General features: G+C 64.7%; 23 protein-coding genes. 9 read left to right on the forward strand and 14 right to left on the reverse strand.

Going from position 1 to position 25,509, the window contains the following annotated elements; genetic code table 11:
- Window positions 1–40: 40 nt before the first annotated feature.
- The 3 genes from ACFQJC_RS15700 to ACFQJC_RS15710 form a co-directional block, all read right to left on the reverse strand.
- Window positions 41–601: a magnesium transporter gene (locus tag ACFQJC_RS15700; RefSeq protein WP_390225115.1), complete on the reverse strand. Its 561-nt coding sequence runs from the start codon at window positions 599–601 to the stop codon at window positions 41–43.
- The gene (locus ACFQJC_RS15705; RefSeq protein WP_390225117.1) at window positions 602–1,183 is read right to left on the reverse strand and encodes a magnesium transporter; all 582 of its coding nucleotides are present in this window, start codon (window positions 1,181–1,183) and stop codon (window positions 602–604) included.
- Window positions 1,184–1,287: 104 nt separating this feature from the next.
- Window positions 1,288–2,676 (reverse strand): signal recognition particle protein Srp54, encoded by a 1,389-nt coding sequence (locus ACFQJC_RS15710; protein WP_390225119.1) that lies wholly within the window; start codon window positions 2,674–2,676, stop codon window positions 1,288–1,290.
- Between the two features lie 155 nt (window positions 2,677–2,831).
- Here ACFQJC_RS15710 and ACFQJC_RS15715 point away from each other — a divergent pair, with 155 nt between their 5' ends.
- The 4 genes from ACFQJC_RS15715 to ACFQJC_RS15730 all read left to right on the forward strand — a co-directional run bounded on the left by ACFQJC_RS15715 (window position 2,832) and on the right by ACFQJC_RS15730 (window position 12,363).
- Complete coding sequence (locus ACFQJC_RS15715) at window positions 2,832–3,881, forward strand: type IV pilin domain-containing protein (protein WP_390225121.1); 1,050 nt, start codon at window positions 2,832–2,834, stop codon at window positions 3,879–3,881.
- 77 nt (window positions 3,882–3,958) lie between these two features.
- Window positions 3,959–4,921, forward strand: coding sequence for a D-2-hydroxyacid dehydrogenase (locus ACFQJC_RS15720; RefSeq protein ID WP_390225122.1), 963 nt, complete (start codon window positions 3,959–3,961; stop codon window positions 4,919–4,921).
- 40 nt (window positions 4,922–4,961) lie between these two features.
- Window positions 4,962–5,576, forward strand: a complete 615-nt coding sequence (locus ACFQJC_RS15725) for a LysE family translocator (RefSeq protein WP_390225125.1) — start codon at window positions 4,962–4,964, stop codon at window positions 5,574–5,576.
- 154 nt (window positions 5,577–5,730) lie between these two features.
- On the forward strand, window positions 5,731–12,363 hold the full coding sequence (locus ACFQJC_RS15730) for a DUF7743 domain-containing protein (protein WP_390225128.1): 6,633 nt from the start codon (window positions 5,731–5,733) through the stop codon (window positions 12,361–12,363).
- A 449-nt stretch (window positions 12,364–12,812) separates the two neighbouring features.
- On the opposite strand, the gene ACFQJC_RS15735 is transcribed toward ACFQJC_RS15730, so the two are convergent.
- From ACFQJC_RS15735 to ACFQJC_RS15770, 8 genes are all read right to left on the reverse strand, one after another.
- Complete coding sequence (locus ACFQJC_RS15735; protein ID WP_390225131.1) at window positions 12,813–13,241, reverse strand: type II toxin-antitoxin system VapC family toxin; 429 nt, start codon at window positions 13,239–13,241, stop codon at window positions 12,813–12,815.
- Window positions 13,238–13,513 carry a hypothetical protein gene (locus ACFQJC_RS15740; protein ID WP_390225133.1) on the reverse strand — a complete coding sequence of 92 codons (276 nt, stop codon included), beginning with the start codon at window positions 13,511–13,513 and terminating at the stop codon, window positions 13,238–13,240. Before ACFQJC_RS15740 ends, ACFQJC_RS15735 begins: the two co-directional genes overlap by 4 nt.
- A 212-nt stretch (window positions 13,514–13,725) precedes the next feature.
- A complete protein-coding gene (gene ftsY, locus ACFQJC_RS15745; RefSeq protein ID WP_390225135.1) occupies window positions 13,726–15,063 on the reverse strand; it encodes a signal recognition particle-docking protein FtsY in 1,338 nt (445 codons plus the stop codon).
- Window positions 15,064–15,085: 22 nt separating this feature from the next.
- Window positions 15,086–15,556 carry a prefoldin subunit alpha gene (gene pfdA, locus ACFQJC_RS15750; RefSeq protein ID WP_390225644.1) on the reverse strand — a complete coding sequence of 157 codons (471 nt, stop codon included), beginning with the start codon at window positions 15,554–15,556 and terminating at the stop codon, window positions 15,086–15,088.
- Window positions 15,556–15,732 (reverse strand): 50S ribosomal protein L18Ae, encoded by a 177-nt coding sequence (gene rpl18a, locus ACFQJC_RS15755; RefSeq protein ID WP_390225137.1) that lies wholly within the window; start codon window positions 15,730–15,732, stop codon window positions 15,556–15,558. The genes pfdA and rpl18a overlap by 1 nt, the downstream gene beginning before the upstream one ends.
- Window positions 15,733–15,859: 127 nt before the next feature.
- Window positions 15,860–16,525, reverse strand: a complete 666-nt coding sequence (locus tag ACFQJC_RS15760; protein WP_390225139.1) for a translation initiation factor IF-6 — start codon at window positions 16,523–16,525, stop codon at window positions 15,860–15,862.
- Between the two features lie 4 nt (window positions 16,526–16,529).
- The gene (locus tag ACFQJC_RS15765; protein ID WP_390225141.1) at window positions 16,530–16,808 is read right to left on the reverse strand and encodes a 50S ribosomal protein L31e; all 279 of its coding nucleotides are present in this window, start codon (window positions 16,806–16,808) and stop codon (window positions 16,530–16,532) included.
- A 3-nt stretch (window positions 16,809–16,811) separates the two neighbouring features.
- On the reverse strand, window positions 16,812–16,964 hold the full coding sequence (locus tag ACFQJC_RS15770; RefSeq protein WP_007544136.1) for a 50S ribosomal protein L39e: 153 nt from the start codon (window positions 16,962–16,964) through the stop codon (window positions 16,812–16,814).
- A gap of 173 nt (window positions 16,965–17,137) precedes the next feature.
- Here ACFQJC_RS15770 and ACFQJC_RS15775 point away from each other — a divergent pair, with 173 nt between their 5' ends.
- On the forward strand, window positions 17,138–18,076 hold the full coding sequence (locus ACFQJC_RS15775) for a DMT family transporter (protein WP_390225144.1): 939 nt from the start codon (window positions 17,138–17,140) through the stop codon (window positions 18,074–18,076).
- Window positions 18,077–18,114: 38 nt separating this feature from the next.
- Here ACFQJC_RS15775 and thpR read toward each other — a convergent pair whose 3' ends face one another.
- Together thpR and ACFQJC_RS15785 are read right to left on the reverse strand one after the other, a co-directional pair.
- Window positions 18,115–18,669 carry an RNA 2',3'-cyclic phosphodiesterase gene (gene thpR, locus ACFQJC_RS15780; RefSeq protein WP_390225146.1) on the reverse strand — a complete coding sequence of 185 codons (555 nt, stop codon included), beginning with the start codon at window positions 18,667–18,669 and terminating at the stop codon, window positions 18,115–18,117.
- 42 nt (window positions 18,670–18,711) lie between these two features.
- Window positions 18,712–19,332 (reverse strand): histidine phosphatase family protein, encoded by a 621-nt coding sequence (locus ACFQJC_RS15785; RefSeq protein WP_390225148.1) that lies wholly within the window; start codon window positions 19,330–19,332, stop codon window positions 18,712–18,714.
- 90 nt (window positions 19,333–19,422) lie between these two features.
- On the opposite strand from ACFQJC_RS15785, the gene ACFQJC_RS15790 reads away from it, so the two are divergent.
- The 3 genes from ACFQJC_RS15790 (at window position 19,423) to sufS (ending at window position 21,888) form a co-directional block, all read left to right on the forward strand.
- On the forward strand, window positions 19,423–20,163 hold the full coding sequence (locus ACFQJC_RS15790; RefSeq protein WP_390225150.1) for a tetratricopeptide repeat protein: 741 nt from the start codon (window positions 19,423–19,425) through the stop codon (window positions 20,161–20,163).
- Window positions 20,164–20,466, forward strand: a complete 303-nt coding sequence (locus tag ACFQJC_RS15795) for a DUF424 domain-containing protein (protein WP_390225152.1) — start codon at window positions 20,164–20,166, stop codon at window positions 20,464–20,466.
- 150 nt (window positions 20,467–20,616) lie between these two features.
- Window positions 20,617–21,888, forward strand: coding sequence for a bifunctional cysteine desulfurase/selenocysteine lyase SufS (gene sufS / locus ACFQJC_RS15800; RefSeq protein WP_390225646.1), 1,272 nt, complete (start codon window positions 20,617–20,619; stop codon window positions 21,886–21,888).
- Between the two features lie 30 nt (window positions 21,889–21,918).
- Here sufS and ACFQJC_RS15805 read toward each other — a convergent pair whose 3' ends face one another.
- Window positions 21,919–24,738 carry a G8 domain-containing protein gene (locus tag ACFQJC_RS15805; protein WP_390225154.1) on the reverse strand — a complete coding sequence of 940 codons (2,820 nt, stop codon included), beginning with the start codon at window positions 24,736–24,738 and terminating at the stop codon, window positions 21,919–21,921.
- Window positions 24,739–24,930: 192 nt separating this feature from the next.
- Between ACFQJC_RS15805 and ACFQJC_RS15810 the strand changes: the two genes are divergently transcribed.
- Window positions 24,931–25,497, forward strand: coding sequence for a mechanosensitive ion channel domain-containing protein (locus ACFQJC_RS15810; protein ID WP_390225648.1), 567 nt, complete (start codon window positions 24,931–24,933; stop codon window positions 25,495–25,497).
- Window positions 25,498–25,509 lie beyond the last annotated feature (12 nt).

Raw genomic sequence — 25,509 nt, forward strand, 5'->3', positions numbered from 1 at the left:
GTGCGGAGACTAAGCGGCGTCGGTCGGCTTGAGACGGAACTCAGACGAACACTTGCGCCGCCGCGAAGAGCACTAACACGCCGAGTACGTCGCAGACGTTCGTGACGACGGGAATCACCACGTCGTCGGGGTCGAGACCGAACCGGTAGGCGATGTACGTGGCGAGGAACGTCACGACGACGGCCAAGACGGCGAGTGTCGCCCCGCTCGACACGGCGACGACGAGAATCGTCCCGAGTGAGAGCGCGGTGCTCCCCGAGACGAGGAAGGTCAGCACCCACGCGCCCACGCCGATGATGGGGAACATCGTCAGCGCGAGCGCGACGGTTGCGATGGCGTTGCCGGCGAGTTCCTCGTCGTCGGGCGAGAACGAGAGCGTCCCGAGGTGGAACGACGTGGAGAGACGCGCGGCGAGGATACTCCCGAGGTTTCCGGCGGTCCCGATGGTGACGGGCACGAGCACGAGCAACGCGGGGTATTCGAGCAGCGTCGCCTCGAAACTCCCCAGGACGAGTCCGCTCCCGAGTTCGACCAACGTGAGCACGAGCAACACGGGGAGCATCGCGCGCGTAATCGTCCGCACGGTCCACTCTGTGGCCACTCAGAACACCCCGGCGACGACGAGGACGGTTCGGACGGCGATGAGGAGGAACAGAATCCCGAACACGTCGCCGGTGGTGGTGACGACCGGACCGACGATGGTGTCGGGGTTGTAGCCGCGGCGGTAGCCCGCGAAGACGACGGTCACGACGACCACCGCGAGGACGATACCCGAGAGCAGGCCGGCGACGAGGGCGACACCGACGAGAATCGGGAGGGGTGCGACCGCCTCACCGAGCGCGGTCAAGACGAAGAACGCGACGATAGACGCGAAGGTGCTGGTGAGGATGCCGTTCGAGATGGCGGCGGCGGCGGCCGCACGCAATCGCGTGTCGCCGGCGGTGACCGTCGGCTCGATAAGCCCCTGGTGGAGCGCCGTCGCAATTCGCGCGCCGAACGACCCGTAGACGTTGCCCCGGGTCGCAAGCAGCGCCGGAACGAGGACGAGCAATCCGGGAACGGCCCGAAGTTCGGCACGCATGCCGCCGAGGACGACGCCCGCGATGAGACCGCCCACGAGGCTCGTCGAGAGCGCGGGGAGGGCCTCGCGGTAGGCCTCGACTGCGACATCTCGTACCGTCATTGTCAGGTGCGACGGGGGCGAACGTTAAAAGTCGGGCGTATCCGGAATCGTGGTACCAAAGAGAGAACTCGGGAGAAACCGGTAGTCGGACGTGGTCGAGTGGATTAGAACGGCCCCATGCCGCCCATGCCACCCATGCCGCCGCCGCCCTGCTTCTGCATCTTCTTCATCATCCGCTGCATGTCGCCGTCGCCCATGCCCTGGAACTGCTTGAGCGTCTTCTCCATCATGCGGTGCTGTTCGAGGAGTTCCTGGACCGTCTCCTCGTCGCGGCCGGAGCCTTGGGCGATGCGCTTTACGCGGGAGGCACCGACCTTGCGGGGGTTCTCCAGTTCCTCTTCGGTCATCGAGTCCATGATGACCTCGAAAGCGAACATGCGGTCTTTGGTCACGTCCATCGCGTCGTCCGGCAGTTGGTCCTTCAGACCGCCGCCGAGACCGGGAATCATATCGAGGACCTGGTCGAGCGGACCCATCTTGTTCATGGCCTCCATCTGCTTTTGCATGTCCTTGAGGGTGAAGTTCCCCTTCATGATGTCCTCGGGGTCCCAGTCTTCGTCCTCCGCTTGCGTCTCGGCCATCGCGCGCTCGACGCGCTCGGACAGTTGCTTCAGGTCGCCCATGCCGAGCAGACGCGAGATGAAGCCGTTCGGCTCGAAGCGCTCGATGTCCTGGACGGTCTCACCCATGCCGAGGAACGCGATAGAGGAGTCCGTCTCGTTGACGGCGGTCAGCGCACCGCCACCTTTCGCCGTCCCGTCGAGTTTGGTGATGACGACGCCGCCGATGCCGATGGACTCGTCGAACTGGTGGGCCTGGTCTTTCGCGCCCTGCCCGATTGCCGCGTCGAGGACGAGCAGGTTGAGGTCGGGTTGGACGACCGACTCTATCTCTTCGATTTCGTCGATGAGGTCGTCTTCGAGCGCGTGGCGACCGGCCGTGTCCACGATGTGCACGTCGGCGTTCTTCGTCGCTTCCAGTCCGTCGCGGGCGATTTGAACCGGGTCGTCGCAGTCGGGGTCGCCGTAGAACTCGACTTCCGCGCGCTCACACATCTGCTTGGCCTGGTCGTAGGCACCGGGACGGAAGGTGTCGGTCTGGATGACCGCGGGACGAAGTCCCTTCTTCGAGAACCACCACGCCATCTTGGCGGAGGTGGTCGTCTTGCCCGACCCTTGCAGACCGGCGAGCATGATGGTCTGTGGTTGGAGCGGGATGTCCGTCGAGTCGCCGATGAGTCCGACGAGTTCCTCGTAGACGATTTTGAGGACGTGGTCGCGGGCGCTCGTACCGCCCGGCGGTTCCTCGTTGAGTGCCCGGTCTTTAATCGAATCAGAAAGCTGCATGACGAGACTGACATCGACGTCCGCAGAGAGCAAGGAGCGCTGAATCTCCTTGACGATCTCTTGGACGTCTTCCTCGTCGAGGCGGGATTTGCCCCGTAGCTTATCGAGACTGCCACGGAGTGAACTCCCGAGATTGTCGAGTACCATTGTCCACCTCTAGGCCGTCGCGCTGGTAAAGGCTTTATCCGTCGCGGCCGCGGCGTCGCCACGATGTGCGAATGGTGTAAACGAGTATAAATGAAATACGGGTTTCATTTATCGAACACTTTTAGTTATATTTCTGAGTAAAACCCGATAGAGAAATGCCGAGAGACCGCGCCCGAGCAATCTCACCCGTGATGGATGTGGCGCTCATGGTCGTCATCATCGTCCTCCTATCGGGTACGACAGTGGTGCTGTTTCTCGGTTTCACGGACTCGCTCAACGAGCCTGCGCCGATGTTCTCACAGCAAGGGCAAGTCGAAATCTCCGTCGAGAACGCGTCGATAACCGACCAGAAAATCGTATTAGTCCACGAGGCTGGCGGCCAAGTACGGGCCGAAAACCTCGTCGTCAAGTTCAATACGGGAAACGGAACCGTCCGGGCCGAACCGGCGGAGACGGGTGACCTGTCGGATGGGACGTGGTCAGCAGGCGAACGCTTAGAACTCGACATCGACACCGACACCGTCTGCACCGGGGCAGACCGCCTCGACGTCTCGGTCACTCACGCCACCGACGACCAGTCGTACATCCTCTCGACGCAGACGATTCCAGTGGCGAGCGAAGGGTTCACCATCGAAGACGGTTCGGTCGTTCCCAACTCCGGCTACCAAGCAGAGGTGACGGTGCTCGGCACGGGCTTTACCTACGGGGCGGGCGGGCCGAACATCGACATTCGGCTCGATATCGCCGTCGGAAACGCCAGCTACGACCCGTGGCCGGGCAACGTGAACAACAACGGAAACCCGCGCTCGCACACCTTCACCGACCAGCCAGCGGGAGCGGGAATCAAAGTCGCGGCCACCGCCGACAAGAACGGGGTGTACATCAGCCCGCGAACGCGCTGGTCGAACGAGTCGGACGGCTGGGTGTACGTCCTCCGCGACGGTGACCAACCGCCGAACATCGCCGGCTTCGGCGACCAGGATTCCGCGAGTTCGTACGTGGGTCCCTACCTCGACGACGACGGCAACATCTCGCTGTCGGACAACGAGGCGATTTACCTCTTCGAACTCGGAAACTCCCAGACTGGGTCGTCAGCCGACTTCCAGGACGTCGTCGTACTCGTCACGCTCCAGACCGAACGCGTCACCGCGAGCGTCGAGAAGACGACGACCGGCGAGAGCGTCATCGTCTGCCCAACTTCCTGAGACGCCTCTCAAGCGTACGAAGTCACACCTGCCGCTGTCACACGGACTTATTCGCCTTCCGCCCGAGCGTTGAGTCGATGACCCGTATTCTCGTCCTCGACCAACCGACGCACGGATTGCCCGCCGAGCAGTACGCACGTGCCCTCCGCGAGCGCCTTCCCGACGTGCCTATCGACCACCCGAAGACGACCGCCGAAACGCTGGACGCCGCGGAAGAAGCCACGGTTATCACGGGCGTTCACCTCCCGGACGACGTGCTCGACGCGGCCGAGAACCTCCAGTTGTTCGCCGGGGCGGCTGCGGGCTACGACCACCTCCCGATGGAGGAACTCCGCGAGCGCGGTGTGGTCGTCACCAACGCCTCGGGCGTCCACGGCCCGAACATCGCCGAGCACGTCCTCGGCTGGATGCTCATGGTCACCCGCCGACTCGACGAGGGGATGCGACGCCAAGCGCGGAACGAGTGGCGGCACTTCCAGGCGATGGGCGAACTGAAGGGTTCGACCGTCACTGTCGTCGGTCTCGGCGCGATTGGGCAGGCCATCACCGAGCGCCTCGACCCGTTCGGCGTCACCACGATTGGCGCGCGCTACTCGCCCGAGAAGGGCGGCCCGGACGGCGTCGATGAAGTCGTGGGATTCGACGAGTTGGACACCGTGCTCCCGCGAACCGACTATCTCGTGCTCGCCTGCCCGCTGACGGATGCGACCCGGGAGTTGATAGACGGCGACTCCTTCGGTGCGCTCCCGCCGAACGCCGTGTTGGTGAACGTCGCCCGCGGCGGCGTGGTCGCAACCGACGCGCTCGTCTCGGCGCTCCAGAAGGGGCGTATCCACGCCGCCGCACTCGACGTGACCGACCCCGAACCGCTCCCGAACGACCACCCGCTGTGGGACTTCGAGAACGTCTACCTCACGCCCCACGTCTCCGGCTACACGCCACACTACTGGACGCGGGTGGCGGATATCCTGTCGCGGAACGTCGAGCGAATCGCCGACGAGGGAATCGACTCGGGACTGGAGAATCAGGTCTCCCCGTGAGCAGCACCACGTTCATCCCGGCCGACACTGAAAGACGACCATGACGGGACTCACCGGTCTCTCGGTTCCGACGTATCTCGCGTTCTGTGCCGCGGCGATAGCGCTCATTCTCACGCCCGGTCCCGACACGATGTACGTCCTCGCCCGCGGCGTGCAGGGCCGACAGTCGGGGATTCGCTCGGCGCTCGGTGTCGCAACCGGCGTCCTCTTCCACACGATGGCGGCGACGCTCGGACTCGCCGCGCTCCTTCGGGCCGCCCCCGTCGCCTATCAGGTCGTGAAGTACGCGGGCGCGGTCTACCTCGTCTACCTCGGTATCTCGGCGATTCGAAACCGCGAGTTCGACCCGCAGGTCGAGACGAGCCCGGACGGAAGCTTTCGACGCGGCGTGCTGGTGAACGCGCTGAACCCGAAAGTCGCGCTGTTCTTTCTCGCGTTCCTGCCGGGGTTCGCAGGGAACGGCCCGGGAACGACAGAGCGGATGGCACTGCTCGGCGCGACGTACGCCGTGCTCACGGCGGTGTATCTCTGTCTGGTCGCGCTCGCGTCTCGACGGGCGGGTGCCGCTCTCGAATCACCGCGCGTCTCGTCGCGGCTGAGCTGGGTCGGCGGCGGCGTGATGGTCGCACTCGGTATCGGTCTCGCCGCCGAGTAATCGGCCGACTCGCCAGTGGTGAACGGAGAGCTAAATAACAGAACTGATAATTTCGACCATATCATTATCACGGCGAAGTGTGGTCTTTCGGTAGATAGACGCGGTTAGAGATGAGTCGAAGTCGAATGCACGTCGTCACTATCAAAACTGAGCCGTGAGTCGGAGCGCGCGAACAGGGGCGAGACTCCTCGTCGTCGGTCTGCTCGTCGTCGCCGGAATGGTCGTCGGTCCGGTAGCGACGACCGACCTCGGCTCGGAAGCGGGAGTCGTCGCCGCGGCGACCGCGCCGGAGATTTCCAACCTGACCGTCGTGAGCAAATCGGGGCGAACTATCGAGGTGAGTTTCACCTCGTCCAAATCGCTCCAACAGATCGACGTCGGGATTTACAACAGTTCGGCGAGCGGTTTGAGCGGCATCGAAAAACTCGACAACAGCCTCAACGAAGACGATTTTTCAACCGCTAATGGCTCCGCGCCGTACCACTACACCGCCGTTGGCACGACGCCAGAAGACGGCAACTTCACCGTCGAAGTTCTAATTGCCAAAGGCTCGGACGGCATCAACGGCGCGAACGGCGAGACCCGAACCGTCGTCGTCGATTCCACCGCCCCGACGATTTCCGGACTCACGCTCTCCGACGACACCGACGGCAACGGCTTCGTCACCTCGGGCGACGACGTCACCGTCAGCGCAACCGTCGTCGAGAACACCACGAGCGTCGGGTCGGTGACGGCCAATTTGAGTGCCTTCGGCGGCGACGCGGCCGAGTCGCTCACGAACGTCGGCGGCGACACCTACGAGACGACGCTCACCGTCGGGTCGGGCGGCCCGGTCACCGAGGGCAACCAGTCGGTGACGCTCACCGTAACGGACACCGACGGGAGTGGAAACGAGCGAAACGCGACCACCGGCAACCTGACTATCGACACGAGCGCGCCGGTGGTCACGAACGTCCAGTACACCGGGAGCGCCGTCGGCGACGGCGTCGTCAACGACGGCGACACCTTCGATATCGAAGCGACCATCAGCGACGGCCCGTCAGGACCGACGCTCGATAGCGCACAACTCACCGCCGACCTCTCCGATTTCGGTGCGGGGGCGGCCGTCGTCCTGACGAACGCGGGCGGTGATACCTACAACGCCACCGTCACGGCCGACGGCGCGGCCGCCTCGCCCGACGGCTACTACAACATCACCGTCTCGGCGACCGACCAAGCCGGCCAGACGACGACGAACGAGAGCGCGCCGCTGGCCATCAGCGCGCCGCCCGATATCACCGCCTACAGCGTCACCAACCCGTCGGGACAGAACCTCACCGTCTCGTTCGACTCCTCGGAGAACCTGACGGACGTCGAAGTCGCGGTCACCGGCCCGGCCACGACGACGCTCACGGAGGGCGATTTCAGTAATTCGAGCGGCACCTACACCGCCACGTGGAACGCGACCACCGACGGCGACTTCACCGCGGAGTTGTACGTCGCCAACGACTCGACCGGTCTCAACGGCGGGTCGAACCAGACGGACACGGCGACGATAGACACCGCCGCGCCCACGCTGTCGAACGCGACGGTCATCGACGCGACCGACGGCGACGGCGTCCTCGCAGACGGCGACCAGTTCACCGTCCGCGTGAACGTCAGCGACGACACCAGCGGCGTCACGCAGGTGACCTTCGACGCCAGCGACTTCGGATGGGGGTTCTCGGGCGAGAGCGAGCAACTCACCGACGGCGATAGCGATGGCGTCTACGACTTCACCGGAACGGTCAAAGACGCGGACGCCGCCGCGGACGGCGACTACGCGGTCGATATCGACGCGACGGACGCGAAGGCCAACACCAACTCGACGACGACTGGCACGCTCGCCCTCGACACCGAAAAGCCGACGCTCACGAACGTCACGCTCGTGGACGACACCGACGGCGACGGCATCGTCGAAGACGGCGACAGCGTCGAAATCCGGGCGAACAGCACGGACGCGACGAGCGGCGTGGTGTCGGTCACCGCCGACGCCTCAGCCTTCGGTGCGGATTCGAACGTCACGCTCACCGACGGCGACAGCGACGGCACCTACACCGCCACCGTCACCGTGAACGCGTCGAATAGTTCGGGCGAAGGCCACTACGACGTGGGCGTGACGGCCGCGGACGACGGCGACAACGCGCGCGCAGGTACGACAAACACGCTCGCGCTGAACACGCTCGCGCCGAACGTCACCGACGTGACGCTCGCGGACGCGACGAACGGAAACGGCGTCGTCGCCGACGGCGACTCGGTCACCATCAGCGCGAACGTCACCGACGCGGTGTCCGTCCAGAGCGTCACCGCGAACCTCTCCGACTTCGGCGCTGGCGCGGCCGTCGTCCTCTCGGACGGCGACAGCGACGGCGCCTACACCGCCACCGTCTCGGTCGATGCCGCGAACGCCTCGGCCGACGGCGACTACTCCGTCAACGTCACCGCGACCGACGAGAAGTCGAAACAATCGAACGCGACGACCGGCGCGCTCACCCTCGATACGACCGCGCCGACGCTCACCGACGCGACCATCTCGGACGACGGCGACGGACTGGTCGCCGACGGCGATTCGCTCACCGTCAGCGTGAACGTCACCGACGCGACGACTGTCGGGAGCGTCACCGCGAACCTCTCTGACTTCGGCGCTGGGTCGGCGGTCGTCCTCTCCGACGGCGACAGCGACGGCACCTACACCGCCACCGTCTCCGTCGATGCCGCGAGCGCATCGCCTGACGGCGACTACTCGGTAGACATCGACGCGGCCGACGACGACGGAAACGCCGCGTCGGCGACGACCGGTGCGCTCACCCTCGATGCGACCGAACCGGGTTCGTTCAGTCCGAGCGCGTCGGACGCGACCAACGGCGACGGGGTCGTCGGCGACGGCGAGACCATCTCCCTCTCGGCCACCGTCTCGGACGCCGAGAGCGGCGTCGATACCGTCACCGCGAACCTCTCGGACTTCGGCGCGGGCGTGGTCACGCTCTCGTTCGATTCGGGGACGACGTACACGACGACGGCCACCGTCGATAACGCAAGCGCCTCGCCCGACGGCACCTATGCAATCACCGTCAACGCGACCGATGCGGCCGGCAACGTGCGAACCGGGTCGGCGGGGTCGCTCACCCTCGACACCGTTGCACCGGTCGTCTCGGACGCGAATCTCACCGACGCGACGAACGCGAACGGCGTCGTCGCAGACGGCGATTCTATCACTGTCAGCGCGAACGTCACCGACGCGACGTCGATTCAGAACGTCACGGCCGACGCGTCGGTCTTCGGCGCGGGAACCGTCGAACTGACGCCCGCTGGCGGCGACCGCTACGAGGCGACGTTCACCGTCGATGGCGCGAACGCGACCGGCGGGTCGCAGTCGCTCACCGTGGTCGCCGAAGACGCGCAGAACCGCACCCGAACCGTCGGCACCGGGAGTCTGACCGTCGATACCCAAGTGCCGACCATCTCGGGCGTCAGTCTCTCAGACGACGGCGACGACCTCGTCGGCGACGGCGACTCGCTCACCGTGAGCGCGACCGTCTCGGACGCCGAGAGTTCGGTCGAATCGGTCACTGCGAACCTCTCGGACTTCGGTGCCGGCGCGAGCGTCTCCCTCTCGGACGGCGACAGCGACGGCACCTACGAGACGACCGTCACGGTCGATGGAAGTTCGGCCTCGCCCGACGGCAACTACTCCGTCACCGTCACCGTCGCGGACGCCGGATACAACACGAAGAACGACACGACCGGCGAGATAACGCTCGATACGACCGCACCGACGCTCACCAACGGCTCGGTGGCCGACGCGACTGACGGCAACGGGGCAGTCGCCGACGGCGACCAACTCACCCTCTCGGTCGAGGTTGCCGATGCCGCGGCACTCCAGCACGTCACCGCCGACGCCTCGGCCTACGGCGCGGATTCGAACGTCTCGCTCTCGGACGGCGACAGCGACGGCATCTACACCGCAACCGTCACCGCTTCGGCATCCGGGACGACCGACGGCGCGCACAGCGTCACCTTCTCGGCGCTCGACACCGCCGGCAACGAAGGAACCGACACGGGCAGTGGGCCGACACTCGATACGACCCCACCCACGCTCACCGACGCGAGCCTCACCGATTCGACCGACGGAAACGGTATCGTCGGCGACGGTGCGACGCTCACATTCTCAGTGAACGTGACCGACGCGACGACGATTGCGAACGTCACGGCCGACGCCTCGGCCTTCGGCGCGGGAACGAACGTCTCGCTCTCGGACGCCGGAAACGGCACCTACACCGCCACCGTCACCGTCGATGCCGCGAACGCCTCGGCCGACGGCGACCACGACGTGACCCTCGACGCAACCGACGGACAGGGGAACGTCCAATCGACGACCACGTCGCAGGTGACTCTCGATACGACGCCGGCGACGGTGACGAACGTCTCGCTCTCGGATTCGACCGACGGCGACGGCATCGTCAGCGACGGAGACGTACTCGTCGTCTGGGCGGACGTGACCGACGCGACGGGAGTTGCCGCCGTGACCGCCAACGCCTCGGCCTTCGGTGCAGGGACCAACGTCTCGCTCTCGGACGGCGACAGCGACGGCACGTACTCCGCGACAGTCGTCGTCAACGAATCGAACGTCTCGACCGACGGCGACCAGCGTCTCACCCTCGATGCGACGGACGACGCCGGAACGGTCAACACCACGCAAACCGGCACGCTGACCCTCGATACGACCGCTCCGACGACGGCCAGCGGCACCTTGTCAGATGCGAGCGACGGGAACGGAAACGTGAGCGTCGGCGACACGCTCTCGCTCAGCGTGAGCGTCTCGGACGCGACGACGAGCGTCGAGTCGGTGACCGCCTACGTCTCTGACTTCGGCGTCGGGTCGGCGGTCGAACTGACCGACGGCGACGGCGACGGCACCTACGAGACGACCGTCACCGTCGGGTCTGGCGCGTCGGACGGCACGCAGTCGGCGACTATCGTCGTCGAAGATTCGGTCGGGAACACCGGGAGTCTCACCACCGCATCACTCACCGTGGTCGCCGACGGACCGAGCGTGACGAACGCGACGCTCGTCGATACCACGGACGGCGACGGCAGCGTGGCCGACGGCGACCAACTCACGATTCGCGCGAACGTCAGCGACGACACCGGAGTGAGTGCAGTCACGGCCGACGCGTCGGACTTCGGCGCTGGCTCGGCCGTCGTCCTCACCGACACCGGCAACGGCACCTACGAGGGCACCACGACCGTGGACGAATCCTCGGCCAGCGAAGACGGCGACTACGACGTGGATATCTTGGCCACCGACACCGACGGCAACACCCAGCACGAACTGACGAACACGCTCTCGCTCGACACGCCGCCGGCGGTGACCGACTTCACCGTCTCGAACCCGACCGGCCAGACGGTGCAGGTGAGTTTCTCGACCGACGAGACGCTGACGACCATCGTCGCCGACGTCTCCGGGACCGACTCGGTGACGCTCGAAACCGACTCCTTTACCGCGGTCGGGTCGGGGTACGTGGCGACGTGGGAGTCGCCCGCCGACGGAACCGCGACCGTGACGCTCCAGACCGCCGAGGACGCGACTGGCAACGACGGCGCGAACGGCGAGTCCGGGTCCGTCTCGATTTCGGGCGCGGACGACTCGGGTGACGGCGGCGATGGCGGCGACGACGGGTCAGACGATGGTGACTCTGGCGGCGACGACGGCGGCTCGGACGACAGCAGCAGTTCGGACGACAGCAAGTCCGCACCCCCGGCACCCGACCCCGTCGTCAGCGTCGAAGATGACGAGCGCGAAACGAACGTCTCGGTCGAAAACCCCGGTCGCAATCGCCCCGTCGCAATCGACCTCGGCGGCGAACTGGAGACCGAGGGGATGAACCTCACGCGGTTGACGGTCACGACCGACGGCAACGAGAACTACTCGCTCGCCCTGTCGGGGCGCTCGCCACTGCTCGACGGAGCGGCGTCGATGGCGGACGCGAGCGGGCAGAGTCCGACCGGCGAGGAGACGACCGAAAACGCGACGCCCGCGTTCGACGGTGTCGTCCTCGGGTCGGTCCGCGTTGACCACGAACTCGACGACGAATCCATCGACTCGGCCGAGTTCGCGCTCGATATCGACGCGGCGCGACTCGACGAACTCGGCTTCGAGGCGGACGAACTCGCGCTCTATCGCTACCACGACGGCGAGTGGCAGCGCTTGGAGACGAGCGCCGAAGCACACGACGGCACCTACACGCTCCGGGCCACGTCGCCCGGGTTCTCGGAGTTCGTCGTCGGCGTCGAATCGGGCACGCTGTTCACTGTCGAGGGCGCGGCGCTGACGAAAGCGAGCGTCACTCCCGGCGAGTCGCTCCCGGTGGCGGTCGAACTCGTCAACCCGCGCGGTCTCGCGGTGAAGAAGGAAGTCGTCGTGACGGCCAACGGGTCGGTCGTCGGGTCGAAGACGGTCACGCTCGATGCGGGCGAGCGCCGGTCGATTACCGTCGGTACCCGACTCGAAACGGGCGGCGTCCGAAGCGTGTCCGTCGATGGCGTCACCGCCGGGACGGTCACGGTTCGCGGGCAGGCACAGACGCCGACTGCGACGGCGACGACTGCGACGACCGAGGACGATTCGGCGGCAACGACGACCGCGACGCCCACGACTTCGACTCCCGACCAGACGACGACCGACACCGACACGCCCGGATTCGGACTGTTCGCTGCGGTCTGTGCGCTGTTGGTCGTGGCTGGACTCGCACGATTCCGGCGCGGCTAGTTTTCCACTGCGACGGCTCTGTTGAAATCCCCAGTCGCTGATAGTTTGCTGAGTCCGTGCTGAATACAGGGCGCGAGTCGGTCACGCTGAAAGAACCATTTTGTACAGACCAGAATCGATAATGCCCATTTGTACAGATTACCGATGGGAACAGAAAGGTCGGCATCCCTTACATACCTCACTGCCGGTGGGAAGACGTTCGTGTTAGTGCTTGTGGTGACGTTGGCCTTTCGTGAGGTCTTCTTCGCCAACGCACTGCTTTACGATATTCAACGTTCAGTTCCGATAGCAGTGGGCAGTGGTTTTGCTTGGGGCGCAAGGCTGTGGTACGACTCGACAAGAGAGTAGACGACACGGGCGACCTGTTCTGACTACACCCTCTAAACTCATCACTCAATTTCTGATGGTCTCAGGAGAAGTTAGCGACGATACTCCAAGTGAGTCGCTGCTTAGTATCCCGGTTCGATTCGGTCAACGAGTCCATCGAAATTCGTGTCGAAGCTCAACACAGCGTCGATACCACGTGACTCACACAGCGTAACTATCGACGCATCGGTGAAACTGAGATCGTGGTCGTCGTATCGACGGAACGTCTCTAGCGACGCCTGTACATCATCTGGTTCGACGTGGATCATCTCGAATACTTGCGGAAACGGCTCTTCGCCAAGAATGCGACTGGCAACAGTGTCTGCAGCCTCGAACGACCCCGTTCGAGCCCGTGTAAGCGTCACAGTCTCGTCGAAAACGTAGTCATTCGTGTACGGTTGTCCGAACTCTCCATCGAACAGGTCGTCGAATGCACTGACGGCTTGGTCGTGCCGGTCGGCATCCGTATCGTGATGCGCAAAAAACACACCAGTATCGACGAAGACGCTCATCCGTACAGCACGTCGTCGATGTCCTCCTCGGTCGTCGTAACCCCCGAGGAGACCATCCCATCGTGGAACTTCTCGCGCTCGGATTCTGCAAGGGGGACACGTTGCTCACGGAACGAGTCGATGAGACCTGCCTTCGACTCAATGGCATGCTCGACGAGTCGTGCCAAGATATCCTGTTGCGTCACTCGCTTCCCTGTCTTGAGCCGAATCTCGGCCTGTAATCGTTCAAGCCGGGACTTGGTGTCGTCGTCCATCTTTACCGACGTGGCCATGCCAGCTAGTAGAACATACTACTGAGTAAAGTTTGCTACCAACTCAGTCGGTGTAACGGACGTTTGCTGCATACACCCTCTATGTGTGTCACACGGTTTCTGTCAGGTTCTAAGGATTTCAACAGAGCCACTGCGACCGATTTTCCATCGCTCGCGCGAACGCTGTCGCTCGCGGACGGATGCTGAAAGAATGAATCGACGGACTGCGTGGGTTACTCCTCGCCGAGGAGTCGCTCGACCATCGCTTCGGGGTCGAACCGTTCGATGTGGTCGTAGCCCTGCCCGACGCCGAGGAACAAGATTGGCTTGCCCGTGACGTAGGCGATGGAGATTGCGGCACCGCCGTTGGAGTCGGCGTCCGCTTTCGTCAGAATCGCGCCGTCGATGGACGCCGCGTCGTTGAACTTGCGGGCGCGTTCGACGGCGTCCTGTCCGGCGACGGCCTCGTCCACGAAGATGGTGAGGTCCGGGCCGACGACGCGGTCGATTTTCTCCAACTGCGCCATCAGGTCGTTCGAGGTGTGCAGGCGTCCGGCGGTGTCGCCGAGCACGATGTCGATGTCGTGGGCGTCGGCGTACTCGACGGCGTCGTAGATGACCGCCGCCGGGTCGCCGCCCTGCTCGTGCGTGATGAGTTTCTTGTCGAGCGCCTCGGCGTGTTCGCGGATTTGCTCGTTCGCGCCCGCACGGTAGGTGTCACCGTTAGCGAGCACCGTCGAGTAGCCCTGTTTCTCGAAGTACTTCGCCAGTTTGGCGATGCTCGTCGTCTTCCCGACGCCGTTGATGCCGGTGAAGATGAGCGTGACTGGCTTGTCAGCCTCGGCGATGCGCTGGTCGAAGTCGAACTGCCCGACGCTGATGACGTCGTACAGCGCGTCGTGGAGCGCTTCTTCGACGAGTTGGCCCGTACTCTGGACCTGTTTGCGCGTCTCGCCGATGAGTTTCTCTCGAATAGTCTCGAGAATCTCCTCGGCGACTTGCATCTCCACGTCGCTCTGGAGGAGCGCCATCTCCAGTTCCCACAGGGGGTCTTCGAGGTCTTCTTCCTCGATGACGACCTTCCCCATGGCGAGCGATGCGGCGCGCTTCAGGCGACTCGAACCCGACGAGTCGTCTTTCTTCTCGGCGGCGAGCGCCTGCTTGGCCGCGTCCGAAGCGAGCGATTCGGGTCGCTCGCCCTCGTAGACGTACTCGGAATCCGCGTCGTCCACGTCCACGGGTTCGGCGTCGTCGTCGTCGGACGCCGGTTCCGTGTCGGCCGTCTCGGCCGCGACAGTCTCAGCTTCGGCCGCCGTGTCGGTGTCGGCGTCTTCCGACACCGCTTCGGGTTCGGGCGCGTCACCGACTGCGTCTTCGGCAGTCGATTCGTCGGCCGCCTCGGTCTCGGCGTCGGCTCCTGTATCCACCGTCTCGGTTTCTACAGGGTCTGCCTCTGTCTCGGCAGCTTCAGCCTCGGCTTCTGCTTCGGCGGCTTCTTCGGCTTTCTCTTCCGCGGTCTCTTCGACGTCCTCGCGGAAGCGGTTGAGTTTCTTTTTCAGTCCGTCGAACATCTGTGAAAGGAGTTAGGGGAGTTTACTCGTCGGCGTCTTCTTCTTCGCCCTGCATCTGCTGTTGCATCTGCTGCATCTGCTGTTGCTGCATCTGCTGTTGGGCCTGCATCGCCTGCTGTTCGAGCTGTTCGCTCTCTTCTTCGAGACCCTCGATTTCGCCGCGGAGACCGGCGATTTCCTCGTCGAGGGCGTCCTGCTTGCGGCGCAGGGTTTCGACGGCACCGGACTGGTCGTGTTCGGCCGCGTAGTTCGCGCCGAGCGAGACGACGACTTCGTCGATGTCCTGCACTTCGGCGCGGAGGTAGGCACCGCCGCCGAGCGGGACCTGCACCGTCGAACCGGTTTCGAGCGTCTCGATGGCTTCGATGGCTTCGTCCATCTCCTGTTTCTCCGCGTTGAGGTCGGAGACTTCGCCTTCGAGTTGCTCGATTTCTTCGTCGAGTGCCTGGAGTTCCTGCGAGAGCTGCTGGAGTTGCTGCTGACCGCCGCCCATCATGCTGCGGACACCTCCGAGAGCTCGATTTTGACGCGCTTGATGCCGTGTTCGCTGCCGATTTGCGACAGCACGTGTTCTCGTGCGACCGACTCGTTTGGTGCCTCCACGGACTTCGTAAAGCCGTGGGAGACGCCTCGGGACGTAAACGTCCCGCTGATAGTAAACTGACTCATGGCTGTGCTTCGGGCAGCGAGCGGGAAGTATCTTCCTACTCGGAGTAGTTAGCGGGAGAAAAGACGCCGACGCGACTTAGTTGGTGAAACAACTCAGTTGATGAATCAACTCAGTCCAGAACTGGACTCAGTCGATAAAGCCGAGCGCGTCTTCGATGCGACCGAGTTCTGGACCGGTCGTGTCCTCGCCGACGACGTAGCTCTCGTCGTTGCAGACGAGTCCGGACCCGACGAGCGGGCCACCGTAGTTGATGGTCCCGATGTCCGCTCGAACGTCGAGGACGTCTTCGAGCGCTTCGAGTTCCGGTTCGCGTGATTTCGGATGGCACAGCACGCCGCGGTTGTTGGCGACGGCGGCGGTGCCGACGGTTCGAACGTCAGCGAGGTCGCCGCGTTCGACGGGCACTTCGAGTGCCTCTTCGACGGCGGCGACGGCCTCGTCAGAGAGTTCGGGATGGACGTACGCGCCGTAGTCGTTGGCGAGTACGACGTTTCCGGCGGCGTTGATGCGGCCGGGGAGTTCGTACACCGGAACGTCTGCGGCCTCGGCGAGTGCCTCCTGTTCGCGGGTCGTCGCGCGGTTCGTGACGAGCAGCCCGTTTTCGTTACCCATCGCTAACGCGCCGACGGTCGCCGACCCGCCGACGGTCGTCGTGACCGCGGGCACGTCGAGTTCGTCGGACAGGTTTTCGACGAGTGACTCGTCAGCGTCGGGGCGAACGAGGAGGACGTCGTTCGTCGTCCGTGCGAAGACGCCGATGTACGAGGAACCGGCGAAGGAGGCGCGAAGCACCGGTTTACTCTGCCGGTTCGGCTTCGACGACTGCCTCGCCGTCCTCGTCGAATCGAGCGGCGCGGACGCGGAACTTGCTCGGCGGCTGCTGGCGGCCGTGTTCCCAGATGTCTTCGTTGATCTGCGGGTCGAGGCGGACTGCGTCTGCATCGACCTTGAAGTGCTGTGCGAGGTGCTCGCGGATGAGCTTCATCGCGCGGCCTGCGCGTTCGAACGCCGGAACCTGCTTCACATCGCGGAGCGGGACGGTGACGACTCGCTCTTCGAAATCGTTTGCACTCATTGGTTACTCGTCAGTGTTGCTTCGCCGCCAGTTGCGACGCTTGGGGTTTCGCGTGACTTCCATGTCGGTCTTGAGCATAACCCACGCCGGAACGCGGCTGTTCTGGCGTTCGAGCTTCGCCAGACGCTTCTTCTTAGCCTTCGACTTCTTACCCATAGTGGGCTACACTTTCCTTCCTCCGCATAAAATCTTGTTCCTTCGCGTTTCAGTAGTGTGAAACCACCCCACACGGTCGAATCACGGCGACTCTCGACCCCAATTCGGGACCGTACGTCGCGGTGGCCGCCGAATCGACTCATTCAGTAGCTTCGACCGACAACGCCGAGTCGATGAGTCGGTCCCGCACTGTCGTCGCCTTTCTCGCCCTCTCTGCAATCTGGGGAACCGCCTTCCTCTCGACCGAAATCGCCCTCCAGTTTCTCCCGCCAGCGTTCCTCGGTGCGATTCGGTTCGACATCGCGGCGCTTCTGCTCTTCGCGCTCGCCGTCGCCCGCGACGACAGACTCCTCCCGGCGGGTCGCTCCGAGTGGCGGCGTATCCTCGCCGGCGGGTTCTTCGCCATCGGTGCCCACCACGCGCTGTTGTTCTCCGGACAGACCTACATCCCCGGCTCCGTCGCCTCGGTGCTCCTCGGCATCATCCCCCTGATGACGCCGACGCTCACGCGACTCACCTCGTCGCGGCGGCGACTCTCGCCAGTCAGTATTTTCGGACTCGTCCTCGGTTTTCTGGGTCTCGTCATCATCGCCAACCCAAACCCCGAGAACCTGCTGTCGGCGAACCTCCTCGGCGCGGTGCTCGTGTTCGCCTCCGCGCTCGCGTTCGCCCTCGGCGCGGTGTTCACCCACGACAGCCAGACCGACATGTCCCTGCTCTCCGTGCAGGCGTGGATGATGCTCATCGGGGCCGTCACGCTGCACCTGACCAGCATCGCCCTGCCGTGGGAGTCGGCGTCGGACGCCGTCTGGACCACGACGGCGATTGGGACGGTCGTCTACCTCGCCGTCGTCGCGGGCGCGGGCGGGTTTCTCCTCTACTTCTGGTTGCTCGACCGAATCGGTCCCGTCGAATCGAGCCTCTTGGAGTACGTCATCCCGCTGTTCGCGGCCCTCGCCGACTGGGTCGTTCTCGACAGAGTCCCGACGCTCACGACGGTGCTCGGCTTCGTGTTCATCTTCGTCGGCTTCTTGCTCTTCAAGCGGACGGTGATTCGCGGCGAACTCCGGCGGATGGTCGATGGGCGGCCGACCCGTTCGGCCGACGATTGAGGGTGAGCGTCACGAGAGTGAGCGTCGAGAATCGAGCCTCACAACGAACAGCGTGCGACCGTCTCGTAGTTCGGCCCTTCCGCGGTGAGGTCGCTCTTCTTCACTCGAATCTCGCGCACGCGAAACGACCCGAGTTCGGGCGCTTCGTCTTCGATAACCTCTCTGACGTAGGTCTTGCTCCGCGCGTCGTTCATCCGAGCGAGCGTAAGATGTGGCGAGAAATCGCGCTCGTCCGGTTCGAATCCGAGCGTGGCGAGTTCGGGGTCGAGCGCGTCGTGGAGGTGCACCATCTCGCGCGCGCCGTCGCGGACGCCGGTCCAGACGACGCGGATGTAATCGAGCGACGGGAACGCGCCGAGGCCGCCGAGCGAGGCGTCGAAGGGTTCGACGCCCGCCTCGTCGATGGCGGTTTCGACGGCGTCGGCCACGGGGCGCAGTTGGTCCGGCGGCGTCTCGCCGAGGAACTTGAGGGTGATGTGGGCCTGTTTGGGATTCGTGAATCGAAGTCCGTCGGCGTCGGCGAAGAGCGCTTGGGCGTCCGCGACTTCCCGCGAGAGCGACGCTGGAAGGTCGATAGCGAGGAACAACCGCATGCGAACACATAGCACAGAAAAGAAGGTATAGATTCCGCCGCCTCAGGCGTCGTCCGTTTCCGCGACCGTGTCCGTCTCCGCCCGGCGTTCGTCTTCGGGGACCCACGTCCGAACGACGCCGAGGAGGTTGCCGTCGAGAAACGTCGCTTCGTACACGTCGGGCATCGACAACCCGGACCAGAACTCGTAGCCGTAGCGGGGGTCGAACTCGTTCAGAATCAGGGCCAAGAGCGTCCCGTGGGTGCCGACGACGACGTGGCGACCGGGGTACGCATCGAGCAGTCTCTCGATAGCCGCGACCCCGCGGGCCTGTGCTTCGACGTGCGACTCGCCGCCGGGGTACGAATCGGTCGGATTGGCCCACAGGTGTTCGACCGCCCCGTCGAAATCTTCGACGTGATTCCCTGCGAGTTCACGCTCTCGCAGGTCTTCGTCCACGATGAGCGGGACCTCGGCAACGTCGGCGACCCCCTCGACGGTGGCTTTCGCCCGTTCGTAGGGGCTGGTGACGACGACGTCCGCGACGGGACCGAGGTGCGTGGTGACTCGCGCGGCGGCGCGGCGGCCCTGCTCTGAGAGGCCGCGGGCGCGCTCGGCGTCGGGGACGTACGGCGAGTGGGCGTGGCGAACGAACGAGACCACCGTCGCCGTGGGGGCGTTCATTGGTAGACGCCCGCAACCCGAGGCTAAAAAGCGGTCGATATCAGCGCTCTGACGTAGCGTTTAACCGATTCGACACCCAAGCGCGGTTATATGACCGACGACGGCAACCGACCGCACAAGTTCTCCGAGGGTCAGGGCTTCGACCAAGACTACTCTGACTTCTCGCTCGACCCGCCGGAACTGAAGGTCGATCCGACGAAGGTCGATCCGGTGGACTCGCGCGTCCTCACGGACATCCTCGACCGACGCAACGTGGACCCCGACGAAATCGACTTCGAGACGCTGCTCGACGTGGGCCTGTCCTACATGCAAATCAACCGCTTCGAGGAGGCCACAGAAGCCTTCGAGCGCGTCGCGCGCTACGCGCAGGACGACGACCCCATCGCCCAAGAGGCGTGGGTCAACAAGGGCGCGGCCCACGCCGAACTCGAAGAGTGGGACGAAGCCATCGGCGCGTATCGGGAGGCGCTCTCTATCGACGACGACTCCGAACACGCCGCCACCGCTCACACGAACCTCGCCTACGCGCTGTGGGAGTCCGGTCGCACCGCGGACGCGCTCGACCACGCGGAGCGCGCCGTCGAACTCGACCCGCGTTTCGCACAGGCGTGGTACAACCGCGGCTTCTTCCTCCACGAGCGCGGTCTCAACGAGGAGGCCGTCAACGCCTTCGACAACGCCATCCGCCTCGGCCAGAGCGCACCCTACGTGCTCGAAGAGAAGGCCCGCGCGCTCGAAGAACTCGGCCGCGACGAGGAGGCAGAACAGGTCCAAGCGCAGGCCGACGAGATTCGACAGGAGGCCGAACAGCAGATGGTCGAGGAGTTCTAGATGCTGCTCCGCGAACGCGAGACGCCCGAGGGTCTCTTGGTCTCGGTCTGCGATTCGGACTGCATCGGCGAGACCTTCACCGGCGACGGCGTCTCGCTCGACGTGACCGAGGACTTCTACGGCGGCGACGACGCCGAAGACGCCGACAGCGACGCCGTGGTCGATAGCCTCAACCGCGCCACCGTCGCCAACATCGTCGGCGAGGAAGCCGTGACCGTCGCCATCGACGCGGGACTCGTGGACGAAGAGACCGTCCTCGAAGTGGACGGCACGCTCCACGCCCAACTGCTCTGGCTTCGATAACGCAGGGGTCGGCCTCGGTCTCACCGCTCGTCGTCCGGTCGTCTACACTTTTCCGCACGTTCGACCCTCAGCGAAACCAGAATCGGTTTCGAACACGCGCCGGGACCGAAGATGTGTTGTGTCTACGGAGATAAGCCATGACCAATGGGAGTGCAGGAATCGTATCCTATCGACGTAGACACCATCCGCGCGGACTTTCCGATTCTCCAGCGCCGCGTCGGTGGTGACATTTCGACCCCCGGCGAGGACGAGGACGACACCGTCCCGCTCGTCTATCTCGACAACGCCGCGACGAGTCAGACGCCGAAACAGGTCGTCGAGTCCATCGTGGACTACTACTACGGCTACAACTCGAACGTCCACCGCGGGATTCACAGTCTGAGCCAAGAGGCCTCTGTCGCCTACGAGGACGCCCACGACCGAGTCGCCGAGTTCATCGGTGCCTCCGGGCGCGAGGAAGTCGTCTTCACGAAGAACACGACCGAGGCGATGAACCTCGTCGCCTACGCGTGGGGTCTGAACGAACTCGGTCCCGGCGACTCCGTCGTCCTCACCGAGATGGAACACCACGCCTCGCTGGTCACGTGGCAGCAGATTTGTAAGCGGACCGGCGCAGAGGCACGCTTCATCCGCATCGACGACGACGGCCGTCTCGACATGGACCACGCGACGGAACTCATCGACGACTCCACGAAGATGGTCTCTGTCGTCCACGTCTCCAACACCCTCGGCACCGTCAACCCCGTCGCCGACCTCGCGGACCTCGCCCACGACGTCGGCGCGTACATCTTCGTCGATGGCGCGCAGTCGGTCCCGACGCGACCCGTCGATGTGAAGGAGATAGACGCCGACTTCTTCGCCTTCTCGGGTCACAAGATGTGCGGTCCGACGGGCATCGGCGCGCTCTACGGCAAGCAAGAAATCCTCGAAGAGATGGACCCGTACCTCTACGGCGGCGACATGATTCGGCGCGTCAGCTACGAAGACTCCTCGTGGGAGGACCTCCCGTGGAAGTTCGAGGCCGGAACGCCTCCAATCGCGCAAGGCATCGCCTTCGCCGCCGCCGTCGATTACCTCGACGACATCGGCATGGAGAACGTCCAGGCCCACGAGGAACTGCTCGCCGAGTACGCCTACGACCGCCTGAGCGAGTTCGACGATATCGAAATCTACGGCCCGCCGGGCGACGACCGCGGCGGACTCGTCGCGTTCAACCTCGACGGCGTCCACGCGCACGACCTTTCGAGCATCCTCAACGAACAGGGCGTCGCCATCCGCGCCGGCGACCACTGTACGCAACCGCTCCACGACAAACTCGGCGCGGCCGCTTCGACGCGCGCGTCCTTCTACATCTATAACAAGAAAGAGGAAATCGACGCGCTCGTAGAGGGGTTAGAAGTCGCCCGCGACCTGTTCGCCTGAATCGGGTTTTCTGCGAATCCTCGTTTCGTTTCAACGCTCTCGAACGAACGCCGAGTACATCGAGTGCGTATCGACAGCACCGCCGAGTCGGACCGTTCCGGCGTCGAAGTCGCGTTCGTAGACTCGGCGCGTTCCGTCCGAAGTCCCGAGCGTGTCGCCGGTGTCGGTCCATCCCGAGAGCCATCCCGGTTCGGACTCCGAATCGTAGGCGACGTACACCGTCGAGGGTGACGAGAGCGTGAGCGTCAGGAACGACCGGCGCTCAGAGTCGGCGTCTTCGACTTCCGGGCGAACGTACGGCAGGCCGGTGTAGCGGCCGGGGACGGTGAGGAACTCCGAATCGTCGTAGACGTACACGGGTTCGCCCGACCGGAGGCGGCCGAGTTCGTACACCGACCCCTCCGCCGAGTGGACGCGCTCGATGGGCGCGAGCGACTGGGAGGCCGCGTCACCCGTTCCGCCCGCGACGAACCCACTCTCGACGCCCGGCGCGCCACCGGCACCTTCGGGAAGCACCTCACCTTCGACGGCGAGACCGAACGATTCGAACAACTCGGCGTTCGACTTGCCGACGAGCGCACCGGGTGAGACGTCGCTCAGGTCGGCGAGCGCGTCGTCGCCGGGATTCGCGGCGCGCAAGTCTGCTTTCGACGGAAACGGGACGAAATCGGGCGCTTGCTCGGCGAAGTAGAGGTCTGTGCCGTCGCGGCGGACGTGGCCCTCGGGCGTGAACAGGCCGTAGAGGTGGTCGTCGAGTTCGGCGCTCAAGGACACCTCCGCGCGGCCGCCGTCGCCGAAGGTCACGTCGTCGATATCGACGTGCTGTTTCTCGGACCACCGGCGGTCGGTCGTCCCGCCGATGACGTGCACGTCGATGTGGTTGTCGAGTCGGCCACCGCGAATCGGTGCGGACCCGCGCGGCGGGGCGCGAATGCCGGTGAACCACCCTTCGATATCCGGGTTCTCGACGTGGACGTTCGCGGGGGCGTGATTGCGGTTGATTGCGACGCCGCGGCGACCGCCTGACCCGGAGACGAGCGTCGGATTTCGAATCACGACGTTCGCGCTGTAGCGAATCGAGATGCCGTTTTCGCCGCCCTGCGCGCCGCGACTGTTCGGGGGACGGAGGCGGTCCCACTGGCTGACGTGCGAACCGACGTTGAACGCGGTGAAGTCCTCGACGACGCTGTAGGCATCGACTCGCTCGTGCGAGAAGGTGAACATGTGCCGCGAGATGTCGAGACCGCCGCCGGAGGCGAAGACCGTGTTGCGAGCGAACGATTCGAGGCGGACGAAACTCGACGGGACCATCCCGTCTTCGACGCGGTCCGAGCGCGCGAGTTCGGGTTGCCCGGAGAGCGCTTCGACGGGGAGGTTCGGCACCTTGCCGACGAGGCTATCGAGCGTGTCGGCGGAGACCTCCGCGTCGGGTTTCGCGCGATTCCAGTAGACGAACCCGTAGTGGCGATGGCCGGCGGCGACGTTGTCCTCGACGGTGATAGCCGGTCCCTGAAACCAAAAGCCGTAGCCGCCGTGGCCGAAGTCGTCGATGCTCCCCTCCGAATTGGCTTTGAACTGCCTGCCGTCCGGGACCGACCCGGACCCGTGCGACCGAAGCGCGAAGTTGCGGCGGAAGGCTCCGCGCTCTGCGCCCGTCTCGGCGACGAACCCGGCACCGAACACGCGGAACGAGACGTTGTCCTCGAAGCGGACGAAGCTCGCGTGGTTGACGTAGCCCCACCCGGGACTGCCGTTGACGACGCATCCCTCGACGACGCGGGGACCGTGTTCGGTACCGGTGCCCGTCCGGTGGAAGTGACAGGCGTATCGAGCCTGTGGATTCGGCTCCGCGTCTTTCGGCGGGACGCCGTTCTTCGGGTCGGTGAAGGGCCGGGATTTGTCGGTTCGTCCGAGCGACGAGAACGCGACGTGGCCGACGTGCACGTCGTCGCTCATGAACATGACGTGCCCGCGACGTTCCGTCCGCGTTGACTCTGATTCGAGCGTCACGGCCCGGTCGAGATGGGCGACGACGCCCGAGAGCGACTCGCGTGGTGGGACGTGGTCGAACTCCAGCGGGGAGTCGAGCGTGACGCGCGAGCCATCGACGTCGGCGACGGAGACGACTTCGTCTTCATCTCTATCGGGGTGCATCCCGGCGACGACGAGCGTGTCGCCCGCGCTCCATCCGTGTGGCTCTTTTGCGAGCGAGAGCACTCGGTCGCCCGCTCGCGGTGACTGGCCGAATCGAAGCCACGAGGTGACCGCTTGGCCGACCATGCGAACCGTCGCTCCCCTGAGCGTCACCAGTCCGCGGCCGATTCGCTCGGGGTCGGCCGACTCGTCGATGGGACCGCCGTCGAGGAACGTGAGACGAGCGCCAGCGTCCTTCTGAATCGGGCTCTCGGGCGTCCCGACTTCGAGCGTTCCCGTCTCGGTGACGACGAGCGTATCGAGGAGGAGTTGCGTCGCCGCCGTCGGGTCGGCACGGAGCGTCCCGTCCACGCGGACGGTCCGGAGTCGGGCAGCCGCCTCGTTGTCGAGGGTGACGGTCACGTCGGCGGGAATCTGGACGCGGGCGTCGTCGCCCGGAACCTCGTCGTCCCACGACGCCGGGTCGCGCCACGGGCCGCCGGTCGCGCGGTGGGTGACCTTCGAGTCGGCGACGAGTTCGCGGACGTGGTGCGCATCGGAGTGACCCGAGTCGTCGGCGAGCATGGGGATGTCCGGGACGCCACTGAGCGCACCTGCTGTTCCGGCGGCACCGACGCCGAGTCCGGCGAGGAACGCGCGGCGTGTCGAGAGGAGTGCGCGGTCGGTCGAGTTCGATGAGGGAGGGTCGTCGCTCATGGATACAGACGTTCAGGCTCGTGTGAACGTCTGTACGCACCGAATAGACCGCAATAAGTTTGAAGGCCGATTCGGTGATTCGCGGGGTGGGCACTGCCCGCCGCGTTGCATGGTCGCAGACTGTCACGTTCGGAATCACTTTGTCCGTGTGCTCCTTCGTCACACGGTGTGTTCTACTTACAAGCGGGAGCCATCGGCGGACTCGTCGAGGTGACGATTAACGACTTCGTCGTCAGCATCGCCGAGGCGGTGCCGAAACTCCTCGCCGCGCTCGTGTTCCTCACGCTCGCGTACGTCACGATTCGGGTGCTTCTGTACGTCCTTCGCGGCGTGCTCGACGGTCTCTATCCGGAAGAACAAGACCTCGTGGTGGACTTGGGCGTCGCCATCGCGGGCGTCTTCCTGTGGTTCGGCGCGGCGTTGGCACTCCTCAATATCGTCGGGATGGGCGAGATTGCCGCGAGTCTCGGAACCGCGGCGGGATTCATCGCACTCGGCGTCTCCTACGCGCTGTCGAACATGATTGCCGACACCGTCGCGGGCGTGTACCTCCTGCGCGACCCGGATTTCAACCCCGGTGACCGCGTGAAGTCCGACCCCGTGACGGGCGTCGTCGAATCCATCGAACTCCGGAAGACGCGCTTCGAGAGCGACGAGGGCGATACGGTGGTCGTGGCGAACCGCGACGTAGAGAAGAAGTGGACGAAGTACGAGGAGGTCGGAGACGAGAAAGTCGTGGCGACCACGGAATCGGTGTAGCCGTCGTATCCG

The organism is Haloferax namakaokahaiae (assembly GCF_042663225.1).
GTDB classification, from domain to species: domain Archaea; phylum Halobacteriota; class Halobacteria; order Halobacteriales; family Haloferacaceae; genus Haloferax; species Haloferax namakaokahaiae.